Source organism: Shewanella surugensis (assembly GCF_023284005.1).
Taxonomy (GTDB): domain Bacteria; phylum Pseudomonadota; class Gammaproteobacteria; order Enterobacterales; family Shewanellaceae; genus Shewanella; species Shewanella surugensis.
On the sequence record NZ_JAKIKS010000069.1, the window covers coordinates 15,340 to 28,927 of the forward strand.

Genomic DNA, 13,588 nt, shown 5'->3' on the forward strand with positions numbered 1-13,588 from the left:
TGAACATGATTGAAAAGAGTCGGGATAGGCATGATAACTGATGGCTTAGGTGGGGTAAGTCGAAAGTCCGTTGCAAATCTATTTAACCCATTGTTTTATACATACATAAAGTTAATTTTCTTTAGAAAAACCTACCGTTTACCCATCTGAACTTCTATAATAGAGGGAGTCATTATTCCTAATAAAAAGCTAACTAGAAAACCTATGCAATTACCCCCCGTCATTCCCTTTTTTGATAGTCATGATTTCTTGTTATCCGGAAATCCAATCGTTAATCAACATATTACTCAGGTGTCATTACATCATGTAGAAGATGCGGGAATTTTGATCGAGCATGCCAGTGATTGGTTATATGAACAAAAGTATAATGAGAATAATTACAAAGCTTACAGAAGTGAGTTAACGACTTATTTTCATTGGTGCTTTGATGTGATCAAACAATCTCCTATTTCTATTGGCCGCAAAGAGATTAATTACTATGTTGAATATTGCCAACATCCACCACAGGCACTGATTGCCTATTTTAATGTGGCCCAATTTAAAGTTAATCTCGGTAATGAAGCCGATAGAAACGGGGAGGGGACTCGTGTCCCGAATCCCCAATGGCGGCCTTTTTTAGGCAAAAAAAAATCAGGGGAAATTCAACCTTATCAACTAAGTGAAAATACTTTAAAAACAAAGTTGGCTATTTTATCTTCCTTTTATGGTTATTTAATGAGTGAAGATTACTGTGAACATAACCCCGCACAAGCTTGGTTAAATAAAAGCCGATTTTCGTCAAAGAGAAAATACCAACAAGATCCAGAGGAGGTCTCACACCTCGCTTTTACTGAATTACAATGGTCATATGTTATTTCTACTGTAGAAGCATTAGCACTTGAAAAGCCAGAGATGCACCAAAGAAGCTTATTTTTGATTAAACTGATTTATTCTTGTTATTTACGGATCTCTGAAGTGTCAGCAAGAGCGGGGTATTCACCGATAATGAGCCAATTTCAACAAGACAGACAGACAGGGATTTGGAGTTTTCATATTCCACAAAGTAAGGGCGGTAAGCGCCGAAATGTGGCAATATCGAATGCATTATTGGATGCATTAAAAAACTATCGTCGCTATTTAGGCTTAAACGATTACCCACAGGCTAGGGACAAACACCCGCTGTTTATTCGGCATAAAGCGGCGGGGAGGGGGCGTGAAAGTGGAATATTAAATGCCAATTTAGGGATCCGCCATTTGCGTGATGAAGTACAAGATATTATTACATTGGCTGCGGATAATGCTGAGAATGAAGGGTTTACTGAAGATGCCGCGGATATGCGCCATTTAACCGTGCACAATATTCGACACACAGGAATAACCCATGATATTAATTTAAATCACCGGCCACTGTCTCATGTTCAAGCCGATGCAGGCCATGAAAGTATTGATACCACCTCTCAGTATTTGCATACTTCGCAGACAGAACGTCATCAAAGTGCCGCGAATAAACCGCTTAATCATCTTGATGGGATTGACTAAAAGGTTGTCATTTATAGTATAAAAATCATGTGTTGATGCCGATAAGTATCATTATCGGCATTAACTTTTAAGTCTGTTTAATTTGATTATTTACCAATATATCTGCTATTTTACTAATTTCGATTAACCAATTAGACTCTATAAACTTTTCAATCTCAAATAGCTTAATAGGACTATTCCAAAAAAGAAAGTCACGCATTTTATCTTTATCAACCAATCTTGAGGGTAATCCATGAACCAGTGGATTCCTGTAAGCATTAAAGATATCCTTAGCCGTTTCCGCATCGGAAATATCGAAAAACTTATTATCTTTTAGTTGGTTAACGATGTCTTTGAACTTCCAGTTGTGCCTCTGGCTGTCCATTTCTCTTTCATTTGAACTGAAATCTTCATTTTCAATAGGAGGCTTTATTTTTTCTGGTAACGGCATGTCATGATGAGTAACATAATAAATAGCCAGGGTAGTCATAAATCATGACGGCTTTGTTGACTAGCCGCTTGGCTTTCTCTGTTGGATCAAGAAGGTAAATGATTTTGTCGTATTGTAGTGTTAATGAATTTGAGACTTTACGGCTAGTTTGTCTGGTAAACATATCATCTAATTCAATAGCGGATTCTGTACGAGTCGATGAGCATCTTGTGAAGAATAAGCTGAGCAGGCAAAGCGACGATTAAAATCAGCCATAAATTCAGGAAGCCACGCATTGGCCTCTTCGATGGTATTAATCCCTGCGAGGCGCATTTCTTTTATCAGGCGGTCTTGGAGTGTTCTATTGGCTCGCTCGACTCGTCCCTTAGCTTGTGAGCTGTTGGCACAAATCAATTCAATATTGAGCTCATACAAAATCCGCCCGTATTGGGTCATTTGCTTACTGCTTTTACGGCTGGGTGAATTGACCTTGAATACTGAATGTTTATCGCTATAAAAAGCGGTGGGTTTTCCGTAGTTATCAATGTATTCACGGGTAATATTCATGTAATCATAGCTGCTCTCAGACTCACAAAAACGTAATGACATCAGACTACTTGTTGCATCATCGATGAATACTAACAAACAACATTTAGCCGAACGGCCTTCAAACCAATCATGGTGAGAACCATCAATTTGAACAAGATCACCATAACATTCACGTCGATAACGGGGTTGATAGATTTTTTTCTGTTTACGCTTACGCACCCGCCATAAACCCTCAGTAATCAACCATTGCCTTAAGGTTTCACTGGACAGTTTGATACCATGTAACTCAGCTAACTTTTCACAGGCAAAGGTCGGTTTAAAGTCCGCGTATTTTTGCTTAACTAGCGTTAAGACTCTCTCTCGAAATTCTGGTAAGAAGCGGCGATTACTGGGTACTCCTCGGCGTTTAGATACTAGGCCAACATCACCATCTTGACGAAATTGATTCACCAGTCTTTGTATGTGCCGGCGAGTAAGCCCTAAATTAGAAGCGGCGGCCATTTGGGTTAATTGTTTATTGCAGACTTCCTTAATGACACCAATGCGGTGTAGTTCGTTTTCACTCATCGTAATTAACATGACACCAATCTAATATGCTGGATTATGTCTACTCAGCATAGCAGAATGTGACATCTCTAAATTGGGGAAATGTGACATTACTATATTGGATCTACAATTAACCTATTTAAGAGTGCGCACAATATATATTATGTTAAATAAAGTGTTTCAAAGAGGTATAAGATCAATACAGAGTCCGTTTATGCTGTCATCTGATAATAAAAATCTTGCAGTCTTCAGGACGTTCGACAGCATTAGTATGCCCTTCATTTCTGACGGTTTGGATTGCATCACTGACACTTTTAATGACTGTGGTTAAATCCTCGAGGCGGCCTCCATTGAGACCCCGTCTAGTTTGCATACATAGCGAATTGATTGAAGGCGTAAATGAAAGACTCACATTAATCCTATTGAAGTGTTCAGTGTGTTTAAGGGAACGTATTAAAGCTTAATATAACGCCCTCCACTATCCGATGTAGATCTAAAATACAATCAAAGGCTTATTGGGAATAATCATCTTGAAATAAACATAAAAAAACGCTCAGTCGGTGATGAAAACGACTGAGCGTAAAAAGAGGCACTGAACAAACTACTGCACTCAAAGTAAGGACGTGTATTAGGCCTGAATATCTGAGTTTGTACCATCAGGTTAACACCTGAAATACCTAAGTCTCATAGAGACTCTATGAGAGCCATATTGTGTGATGACGTTATGCAAAAGGAGTAAAGAGTAAGATAATAGATAGAAAAAAAATCCACTTGATCGATGGTGTTAACCAAGTGGATAAAAGAGGACGCATAGATGACTCAATGCGTTGATAGCATAGGTTGAGGGTGAGTCGTTAACGCCTCTATTAAAACCAAAAAAACGTAGAATGCCTTTAGTGTCTAGAGGATTAGCCCCTTAGAGGTAAACGTTTAAACATGAATGGAGCTTAGCAGTAAACAAGTCGGCAATAATATTTAAACGTAAGTTATCTATTTGAAAGCGTGTTTTTATGGGAAGTGAATTTAATGGAAGTTATGTTAGCTGAAAACAGGGGTTAATGGGGGTGAAAATACGTACTGGATTAACACTCATAAAATGAAATATGCTAATGCTATGAGATTGTCTATTGCTTTGACTGGGATCCACTAGAAAATGTTCACCCATCCCTTCCCTGCCCAATAATATCGGATATTGCATTGTCCGTCGATCGGTTAGGGTGACTTCTATGCGTTGTTGCGTTCCTGCAAGTAATAATGTCGTTTGAATGACGTATCGCGTTTGTACTTGGCCATTGGACGATTTTACCTTGCGGATATCATAAATAGGGACACTAAGGGCTAACTGATTATCGAGTTGATAACGTTTTGGGCTAATATAAAACTGACATGTGCTATTCCTTTGATGGATTGGCATTCAATATTTTTCACGTCAAGTGCAGAGGTACTGGCTCCGGTATCGACTTTCATTGGCATACGATAAAGGCCCAGTTCAGGAAGTGAACCGAATTCAATGAAACCGATGGTTTTTTTGATATTCATATTGCAACTTAATCGCTAAACGGCCCGATAGCCTTTGTCGTTATTTGGGGTTATTCAGTGTCAGAGTATAAAATAAAAAAGGGATAACAATGATATTTTATTATGGGGCGACTTTAGCGTTACAAGTTAAATGTACTGATTATGATGTTTTTGAGTACGTGTGGTATTTGCTTGTCTGTCCATGGTTTTTTAAATCCCGTTACTCCAACAAGTACCGTCCCAACCGCAATAACGTCGTTACCCGCTGTTTGCACTCAATGGAAAGAAAGCCCTAGTGCACAAGTCCAAGATATTTGGGCGCTTGTGCCTATGCTTATTCAATGGAATGAAATGAGAGTGGAAATGAAAAGCGCTGAATTCAATTCAGCGCTTTGGGTGTGTTAGTCAGGTTAACCCATCCATTGAGTACCGCAATAATGAGAGTGATAACCGACTAAAAAGTATTAACGTGAAAGGTAAACTGCAGCAACGGTTTTATCACGACTTTGATTGAGCAAACGAATATTCAATCCATATTGAGGCACATTACGGCCAGCATCAGGGATCTCAGTACTGACATAGTTGCGGTGATCTTTAAAGACACGCTGCGCACTAATGCGACTATCACGCAGTGTTTTGCCGGTGATCTCATCTAAATCTAAGAACATTCTCTCATGGCGATTAATGCTTAAGGCTGCATCATGGATTTGGAAAGTCGTATTGGCTACTTCACCATCACTCCAAAATAGTGGTGTTTGATCCATATCCACTACCCCTAAGAAACCATCACCAGGATGAATACCCACCCAATTATCACGATATTGACCATCAACATACCAAATAAGCAGTCCTTCTTCATAACGCATTGTTTCACCACGGACATTAATATGGGCTAGACCACTATCGATGCCTTGGTGAGTACGCCATTCAAGTAAATAATAATGCTCAGAAAGTTGAATACCCGTGTCAGTATTAAAACCTGAAAAAACAAAAGCTTCATTTTCATTATCATCAGCGTTAGCTTGTAAAATCACCTCATTGTTGGTTTCAACATTAATATCATCAATATACATACCGGCATTCACGGCGGCGACATCTGTTTGATAAAGTAGGCCGAGTTGGATATTTTGCCCAGCAAAAGCACTTAAATCAAATTCGGCATCGATCCAACCATCTGATTGGCCAGTGATCCCATTACCGTTGTTGGCGTCATTAGGATCATCATTGGTCGTCAGGTTACCTTCTATATAGGACTTTCCTTCACTTGTTTCAACCACAAGGTAAGCATAGTCATAGTCAATTTCAATGTCATACCAGGTTTTAAACTTAACCACCGCAGAGGTAGCATCGGTTAAATCTATCGCGGTCCACATTTCATTTTGAAGATCATTATCGGCACCACTAAAGTAAGCATATTCACCGCTCACTGGGGTCGTAATAACGGTTTGCTTTTGCGGTAAATCGATACGGATGGCATCAAAATTAGTCCCTTTGCTGACGGCCTGATCGAGTAAGCCGATTACGCCATCATGAGGAACATCATTGATATCGATTTTTGACCCTTTAAGCCAATTTCCGCCCAAGTTTTCTTGTAGCATTTCTTTGGCATAAGCACTAAAACCACTGGGCTGCGTGCCACCGATCTCCCCTGCCCAACTGCCTGATGACATCATCGACCAGTAAGAAACGGGCTCACCTTTACCGCTATAGTTCGTGTCATACTCATCGGGTAGACCCAGATCATGGCCATATTCATGGCTGATCACCCCAACAGCACTGTCAATGGGGGCAACGGTGTAATCATAGGCCGCCATTAAACCGCCCCAGTAAGGGATGTCAGTCGTGGACCCTTCGATAGCAAAAACATTTCTTAAATTAGAGCGATGTGCCCAGATAGCATCTTCACCTATTTGTCCGCCGCCAGCTTCTTCACCCACACTTGAATGGAATACCATCACATGATCCACAAGGCCATCAGGTTCCCATAAGTCACCATCACCATCGAGATCATATCTGTCTTCAATATCAAATTGACTTAAATCAACACTCGGATCTATCCCCACTGCAGCGAGACCTTCACGAACTAAACTTGCGGCATCCCCGTCGATATTATTACCGTAATAGGCAGCGGGTTGGCTGGCCATATACCAGCCAGCGACATCACCCGTCAATGAATAACTCTCACCGGATTGAGACTGGTAAAATTGGGTAAATGAATTGGCATGATGACCATTAGGTGCGATCCAGCCATTATCGCCAAATAAAATTTGACGATAATGATCTTGATTATAATCGTCATAATACATGCCAGTATCTTCAGGTAAGATACTATTATGCAGAAAATCGGGAAACTCCATTAAAATAGCCAAGACGCGGCCTTCTCGGGTTTCACCTTCATAGCGTTCTTCGACCATGTTTTCAGGACGATATTGACGTCCTGAGCTCAACTTGCCATCCATGCTTGGGTGACGATGAGGATTTTTACGTTGTTGCCTGACTTTGGGCTCCATATCAAACACGCTATTATCTGACGTTTGTTGCAAGCGACGTTTTTGTTTTTCTTGTTGTTGACGGGATTTTAAATAACTTTTAAGTGCCACCTCTGCTTCAGTCATTGAAGCGTTATGGGCAATTTTTCCTGATTTTTTGAGCATATCGATGAGTCGTTGCTCATCGGCGATGACCATGTCTAATGGGGCAGATAAAGAGGTATGTGGCGCAGCGATAGCTGCAGATGGCAGGACTGCCAACGCCACAGCAATGGAGAGTATTTTCTTTCTAAGCATATGCATGAAATCCTTTTTTAAATACTTTTAAATCCAGTGTCATTGGGATGTGCTGTCATCACTTAAGCTTCTAAATGATGAGTATTTGTTTGAATGACGAGGATGATTATTTTTTATTGTTATTCTGCTCAGTAAATATGATGTTTTTGAGCAGGTTAAAAAGACTACATGAGTAACCAATGCGTTACAACATAATAAATCCAAAAAATTAACAACAATCTCTCGATCGGCGCTATCTCGTTACATTTTAGCTGTGAGAATTGAGGTTGAAAGTATAGTGACTATACGTTAGTAACATCATTACCGGAGTGAAATACTGTTACGCCGCACACCAACTTAATCGATTAAGTTGGTAAAAAAACATCATTTATGTGACAAATTAAGCAGAAAAATGATTTTATATCGATTAATTTTGACTTTAATTAAAAAACCCTTTTAACTGTGCCGCCTATTTAACGTTGTTAATTTGTATCTATTTCACTTATTTTTGATTTACTTTTGTGAGTTTAATGTTTAATCGCTTTCAATTTGAAAGTGGTTAACATGTTTTTGATAGATCCAGGGAGGATTTATGGATAGTTTATTTATTCGACGTGCATTTTTACCGGTAGTCGCTAGTGTGTTTTTTCAGGCTAATGCCTCTGCCGATACCATTGATGTACCTGTTTTTAGCCAGTGTGATACTGAGTTAACTCAAAGCAATACCCGTGATAGCCAAGTTTATAATCTCTATTCTGACTTTTACTATGAATATAACGATCCTAGAGAATATGCTCTTGTTGCATTGGAAAAATTAACCAGTCAATTTGCTGCATCTAACTCTATTTGCCAACAGTATACTCAAGCCAGTTTGGATGACATTCATTGTGAAGCGCAAATTGGTGGAACCGAAATTTGTTCACTGGAAAGTGATACTGGCGATTTTGTGATTGTTAAAGACTACGTTGATGCCAGCAATATCATACTGAGCAAGCATAATGATGATATTTGGCCAGCCATTCACAGTGAAAATGATAATGCACCATTATATGTGCCCAATCCCGGCTCCTGCTATGACGGTTTGCTTCAAGGCGGAATGGACTCACAAGCGTATCTAGTGGATGCCAGTAGCTACCGTTATTTTGGTGATTTTCGTTATGTGTTAGCCAGAACAACCCGTGATACGGTTAAAGAAATTGCGAACCGTAATGATTATTGCTATTACCAAACAACTGCAGAGTCAGCAGCCAATATGCAATGTTCAATACTCTCTTCTGGAACACAATATTGCTCTTTACCCAATACCAATGCCGGTTATTTTGTGTTTGTTACCGGAGAAGATCATAGCATGCATTTAATTTTTAATCGTTGGGATTAATATTGTCGTTATTATCAAATCTCTTTATTCCCATGCACTCTCGAGTTGTATGGGAAGCCGTTTATTAATTTAACATTGCTTCTATCTTCTATACAAGTGATGGTTTATGTTGTTTGCTCGTTCTGCTTATAAACCACGTTCAAGGAGAGATGTTATGCAATATTTCAACCTAAGCAGCCTATTATTGGCTTTTTTATTGTTTTCAAATGCTCAGGCAAATGAACGCGATACAATGACAGATAGTCATCAATTGACTAAAGATGCTCAGGATCATGAGCAATATGGTATGTCTAGTGTAGGTCCTGTTGCTTACGGTACGGTATTATTGGGTGGCAGTAAATATGCAGGCAGTGCTAATTGGTCATCGAGTTATAATGCGACTGACAAGCGTTATGAGATCACTATCACTGGGGAAAGTTATTACTATATGAGTTATGCTACAGTGATAACACCTGCAGGGGATCAACGATATTGCAACTCTAACAGTGCATCAGGGAAGCTTTTAGTTGAATGTTATGACAGTAATGGAAATCAAACAACATCACGTTTTGGTTTCATTAGCTTTAAGCCCTAGGATAATAAAGTGCATATTTGATATCCTATGAAGGCTCATTTTGAGCCTTTTTCTTTCACTTATTTCTGTTAAAATGTTTTTATTGTTAAGTCTATTCACATTGCTAATGGATATCGAATCAATATTATTAAGCCAGTTCAATGCATCTGGGGTACGTAAAGTCACGGTGATACAGTCTTTATGGAGTGGTTATGGTGAAATTAGCCGTTATGGCTTAGATTATTCTGCTAATAAAACGGAGGCAAAGCAACCTCACTCGGTGATTGTGAAATTGATTATGCCTCAATTACGCGCAAAACACCCTCGAGGTTGGAATAGCCAAACCTCTTACCAACGTAAGATAACCTCCTATCAAGTGGAAGTACATTGGTATTCGCATTGGGCACACTTATGCAGCCCAAAAGCGACTCTGCCAGAATATTATGGCGTATTTACTAATCAGGCGTCAATAGAGCAATCCAGTATTCACGCTGATAATATAGCCTTTGGAGATGAAACAGAGCAAAAAACGATCTTAATGAGCGATCTCGATGAGCAAGGTTTTCATTTACGTTATCATCATGTCAGTCTTCATCAGGCCCGCGCTTGTTTAACCTGGTTAGCCTATTTCCATGGACAATTTTTACAGTATCAACCTCAGAAAGGTTGGATGCTCGATTTATGGCAAATCGGCACTTATCGACGCGACAAGAGGAATTTGAGAACATGTTCGACTCCCCTCTTAAGCAAGCAGCCAGCCAAATTGATGCTCTCCTCAATACAGGTCAATTTCAAACCTTGCTTCACGGTGATGCTAAAGTGGCTAATTTTTGTTTTTCCAAAAATGATCAGGTCGCTGCTGTTGATTTTCAATATGTGGGCGCAGGTTGTGGTATGAAAGATGTGGTATGTTTTCTAGGCAGTTGCCTGACGGGAAATGAATGTGAAATGCACTACCTTTCCTTGTTAGAACATTATTTCACCGAGTTAAAGCAGGCTGTTAATGAGCATCATCCCCAGCTTGATGTTGAACAACTTGAACGTGAATGGCGAGGGTTATTTACTTTCGCTTGGGCTGATTTTCAGCGGTTTTTATTGGGATGCTCACCAGACCACCCCAAAAATAATGCTTTTAGTCAAAGGATCACACAAGATGCTTTATCGCTTCTAGCCGCTGGGTCTCCCTTTTCGTCGTCAATTCTTGATAATTAATCACTTTCTCAGGTGTCATTTTCATCATCAGGAAGAGAGCAAGCAACATGGCCAATCCATCAGCAAGTGGTAGGGCTATTAGAGACGATAAATCCTTTAAAAACCTTTTTATTCCAGAGGATGCGGGCCCTGCTAAGGATTGTGTTTGGCCTGCTTTTAAATGAAAAAATAACCCATGAATATCAACTTCTAATCCTCGGCTATTGGTCGTGATTTCATTCTTCTTGAGCCTGATAATAAAAGGAAGCTCTTCCTCGTTAAGCCAACCGAACCAATCGCCACCAATAAACTATCTGTCTGCAAGTCAACCTTTGATCCGCTCTTTACCAAAAATACTCATGAATCGACTGACAAGCTCAATGCGCTCCGCAGTATTTGAATTCCCTTTTTTATTGAGCATTGACCAGCACACAGAGATAACTCTTCCTTTGTAACATATACCAAGCATCAGTATATTGATGTTTAAATTGCCATATTTCCAGTTTGTTCTATCCATGGTTAAGTACCAATGGGCTTTTTCATTGAAAAAGAGTCCCACAATAAATCTTGCTAATTCATCGTAGAAAAAGTTGTATGATGAAAAAAACGTTGGAGTCTACGATAATTTGATTCAGGTTTTGCAGTATCCCTCATTGCATTGGCAATTTGTTTTAGGTTGACCGTCCTTACAGCAAACAGTGACATCAAGAAATGAGATAATAAGGTGATCCTAGGCTTGTTCCAAGATAAAGAAGTATTTAAAATAGATGACAACTTGCTGATAGATTTAATAATTTCATTTTATAATGTTTTTTAGCGAAAACACTATAAACAAATTAAGCATATGTATCAACAAGTTACTTTAATTCTGTTTGGTAATTATTCTTCGTTTTGTCGTGTACAGGGAATCATCATATGTATGTATTGATTTAGATTTAAAAATCATTGCGTAATGATAATTCAATGGTACCGACATCCCAACCGTCAACCCCCTAGTCAGTGACCCTATCAAAAATTTTTTGTCTGTGGTATTTGGCGTATGGTTACTCAGATCCGCATCACCATACGCCGATTTAAAAATAATACTCCCCTCTTTCGCGACAAGTACTACGCCTTGAAAATCTTCATCTTCGACATATTGCTTAAGATGATGATCAATTTTCTGCGAAATCAGACTGGTGTTGTCTGTAAAACTTAAATGACTGATAAAGAGCAGCAGGAATGTGGTAACATTTTATTAAACATAGTCAATTCCATTTTATATGTTAAACAATAGTGCTAAAGCTAATGAACTAAAATAAACGACAATCAAAAAAACAAACAATAACATCTTTGAACTAAACTTATTCGAATGCACTCTAGTAAAAGAGTTAATGACATCGCTCAAGATAGTCATATTTACAGCAACATAAATGAGATAAAATGAGCTTACAATCACTGACAAAACTGAATCATAGAACTGCTGAACATAAAGCGTTTGCAGTTAGCTTAATTAAAGGGAAGGTTCCCACACCGCTATATTATAAGTATTTATATAATCAAGAATACATGTATCGTTCACTCGAGAACAACCTTAAATCACTTAATTTTCCAGCAACACTATGGGATGTGTTTCGCGCCCCAAAAATACAACAAGATATGGACGAACTCATCAAAATAAACAATTTACCACATAATATTGCAGTCCTTTACCCTGTCAGTCACCACTACATTGCACATATCAATAAATTACAAGAAACCAAGCAATATGAACATCTTCTAGCCCATTTATATGTGCGTCATTTCGGTGATATGTATGGCGGAGCCTTTATTGCCAAAAAAGCCCCCGGCTCTGGCGAAATGTACAAATTTACCAACAAAGAAAATCTACAAACTGCCTTACGAGGATTGTTTAACGACAATATGGCCCCTGAAGCGAATATATGCTTTCGTTATGCCATTGAGCTATTTGAACAACTTGGAAAAGAATTATGAATAAAATTTTTGATCCGTTATTACAATTAAAACAAGAGATCATTGCAAGTTTTGATGAGAACGGAACAGAATTTATTGAATCAGAGTTAACCCAATTTAACCGTCCCAGTGGGGACGGGGTTAACCGAGTCTGGCGCAGTTCAGATTTTCGACGCGCTCATATTGATGTCGTCGACGTAAGAGAGCGCCACGACTTTTGGGTCATGCATGTCTGTATTTAGTTTGCCGAAAATAAAACCTATCCAAACTTGGTTTATTCGCCACGATTAAAGGAAAATGATTTAGAAAGGTTTTGTTTGGCTAATTTGTCAAAATATGAGGAGTTTTTTACTGAGAACTTAAAGGCTATTGATTTAGGGGATGAGTTGCCACCTATAGATAGGTTTTGGTTGTAAATTTGGATGATCTCAACAAACCTGCCATTTTTATTTAATCCTCCTTATGTAAACAAGGGGAATTTTTTTAGTCTATAGCCGATGATTGTTGTCATGATAGACTTACTTTAAGTAACAATAGTTATCACTGTTTCATCGTTGGTGCATTTTGTGTCATTGGTTTATCTTCTATAATATTACCATTGCTATCAAATGTATGTGGTATCGCTTGGCTCTGGCCCTGACTCTTCTACACAAATCTGAAGCACAATGAACTTTATTAATAATCGATGATCAAAGCAGATAACTCAATCCACCTGCAGATTAAGAATGTCTATTTTCAACGCAGAGCAATGGTCATACAATCACTTTAAAAACGGTTCTTTTGGTGTCAGTATTCACCAGAGGGGGATTGACTAAGCTGGCATGAGCCCAAATACGTCTGGGTAGTCCTTTTTATCAACCTCGGCCGCAATGATAGTGCTGATCACTCTTATCGGGGATAACTGTCGCTTCTTGCACGTTTCAACGACAGATAGCAGCCGAGAGCGAAATTTCTCACCTCTATCTGAACTTGTGCCATAGCAGATCTTGCGCATGATCACGCTCCCACGCAAGCAACGCTCGGCTTCGTTATTAGTCAACGGCGTACCTAGGTGATTGAGAAAAACCCATAAACCTTGTTCATATTTGAGAATATGTTGACATCTTCCTGAGTATCGTGAAGCGGGAACTTTTATACCGCGTTCAAGGTTGTCGCTGATACTGCGCCGCAATCTTTGCATTCGTCGGCGCCATCTTATTTCGCTAACC

At 39.1% G+C, this 13,588-nt stretch carries 11 protein-coding genes and 2 pseudogenes; 7 read left to right on the forward strand and 6 right to left on the reverse strand.

From position 1 onward, the window contains the following. The first annotated feature begins 204 nt into the window (after window positions 1–204). Complete coding sequence (locus L2764_RS16320; RefSeq protein ID WP_248941326.1) at window positions 205–1,518, forward strand: tyrosine-type recombinase/integrase; 1,314 nt, start codon at window positions 205–207, stop codon at window positions 1,516–1,518. Window positions 1,519–1,585: 67 nt separating this feature from the next. On the opposite strand, the gene L2764_RS16325 is transcribed toward L2764_RS16320, so the two are convergent. From L2764_RS16325 to L2764_RS16340, 4 genes and pseudogenes are all read right to left on the reverse strand, one after another. Next, window positions 1,586–1,987: a hypothetical protein gene (locus tag L2764_RS16325; protein ID WP_248941327.1), complete on the reverse strand. Its 402-nt coding sequence runs from the start codon at window positions 1,985–1,987 to the stop codon at window positions 1,586–1,588. After that, a pseudogene (locus L2764_RS16330) lies at window positions 1,977–3,043 on the reverse strand (ISNCY family transposase); the annotation flags it as partial. The gene L2764_RS16325 and the pseudogene L2764_RS16330, both read right to left, overlap by 11 nt. Window positions 3,044–3,242: 199 nt before the next feature. Beyond that, window positions 3,243–3,434, reverse strand: coding sequence for a hypothetical protein (locus L2764_RS16335; protein ID WP_248941329.1), 192 nt, complete (start codon window positions 3,432–3,434; stop codon window positions 3,243–3,245). 621 nt (window positions 3,435–4,055) lie between these two features. After that, on the reverse strand, window positions 4,056–4,436 hold the full coding sequence (locus L2764_RS16340; RefSeq protein ID WP_248941330.1) for an ATP-dependent zinc protease family protein: 381 nt from the start codon (window positions 4,434–4,436) through the stop codon (window positions 4,056–4,058). A 266-nt stretch (window positions 4,437–4,702) separates the two neighbouring features. On the opposite strand from L2764_RS16340, the gene L2764_RS16345 reads away from it, so the two are divergent. Next, window positions 4,703–4,945 carry a hypothetical protein gene (locus tag L2764_RS16345; protein ID WP_248941331.1) on the forward strand — a complete coding sequence of 81 codons (243 nt, stop codon included), beginning with the start codon at window positions 4,703–4,705 and terminating at the stop codon, window positions 4,943–4,945. Between the two features lie 59 nt (window positions 4,946–5,004). On the opposite strand, the gene L2764_RS16350 is transcribed toward L2764_RS16345, so the two are convergent. After that, window positions 5,005–7,326 carry an immune inhibitor A domain-containing protein gene (locus L2764_RS16350; RefSeq protein WP_248941332.1) on the reverse strand — a complete coding sequence of 774 codons (2,322 nt, stop codon included), beginning with the start codon at window positions 7,324–7,326 and terminating at the stop codon, window positions 5,005–5,007. Window positions 7,327–7,897: 571 nt separating this feature from the next. On the opposite strand from L2764_RS16350, the gene L2764_RS16355 reads away from it, so the two are divergent. The 5 genes and pseudogenes from L2764_RS16355 (at window position 7,898) to L2764_RS16380 (ending at window position 12,622) form a co-directional block, all read left to right on the forward strand. Further along, window positions 7,898–8,683: a hypothetical protein gene (locus L2764_RS16355; RefSeq protein ID WP_248941333.1), complete on the forward strand. Its 786-nt coding sequence runs from the start codon at window positions 7,898–7,900 to the stop codon at window positions 8,681–8,683. 154 nt (window positions 8,684–8,837) lie between these two features. Continuing rightward, window positions 8,838–9,257, forward strand: a complete 420-nt coding sequence (locus tag L2764_RS16360; RefSeq protein WP_248941334.1) for a hypothetical protein — start codon at window positions 8,838–8,840, stop codon at window positions 9,255–9,257. A 106-nt stretch (window positions 9,258–9,363) separates the two neighbouring features. Beyond that, a pseudogene (locus L2764_RS16365) lies at window positions 9,364–10,448 on the forward strand (oxidoreductase family protein). Between the two features lie 1,401 nt (window positions 10,449–11,849). Then, a complete protein-coding gene (locus tag L2764_RS16375) occupies window positions 11,850–12,401 on the forward strand; it encodes a biliverdin-producing heme oxygenase (RefSeq protein WP_248941335.1) in 552 nt (183 codons plus the stop codon). Continuing rightward, window positions 12,398–12,622: a hypothetical protein gene (locus tag L2764_RS16380; RefSeq protein WP_248941336.1), complete on the forward strand. Its 225-nt coding sequence runs from the start codon at window positions 12,398–12,400 to the stop codon at window positions 12,620–12,622. The genes L2764_RS16375 and L2764_RS16380 overlap by 4 nt, the downstream gene beginning before the upstream one ends. 569 nt (window positions 12,623–13,191) lie before the next feature. Here the strand turns inward: L2764_RS16380 and L2764_RS16385 are convergent. Further along, window positions 13,192–13,588, reverse strand: a 397-nt coding sequence (locus L2764_RS16385) for an IS66 family transposase (protein ID WP_248941337.1), incomplete at its 5' end; no start/stop codon positions are given.

Coding starts and splice junctions, on each gene's coding strand:
- L2764_RS16340 (WP_248941330.1), bottom strand. CDS start 4,436: ATGCCAATCCATCAAAGGAATAGCACATGTCAGTTTTATATTAGCCCA.
- L2764_RS16380 (WP_248941336.1), top strand. CDS start 12,398: ATGAATAAAATTTTTGATCCGTTATTACAATTAAAACAAGAGATCATT.
- L2764_RS16325 (WP_248941327.1), bottom strand. CDS start 1,987: ATGACTACCCTGGCTATTTATTATGTTACTCATCATGACATGCCGTTA.
- L2764_RS16320 (WP_248941326.1), top strand. CDS start 205: ATGCAATTACCCCCCGTCATTCCCTTTTTTGATAGTCATGATTTCTTG.
- L2764_RS16345 (WP_248941331.1), top strand. CDS start 4,703: ATGATGTTTTTGAGTACGTGTGGTATTTGCTTGTCTGTCCATGGTTTT.
- L2764_RS16350 (WP_248941332.1), bottom strand. CDS start 7,326: ATGCTTAGAAAGAAAATACTCTCCATTGCTGTGGCGTTGGCAGTCCTG.
- L2764_RS16375 (WP_248941335.1), top strand. CDS start 11,850: ATGAGCTTACAATCACTGACAAAACTGAATCATAGAACTGCTGAACAT.
- L2764_RS16355 (WP_248941333.1), top strand. CDS start 7,898: ATGGATAGTTTATTTATTCGACGTGCATTTTTACCGGTAGTCGCTAGT.
- L2764_RS16360 (WP_248941334.1), top strand. CDS start 8,838: ATGCAATATTTCAACCTAAGCAGCCTATTATTGGCTTTTTTATTGTTT.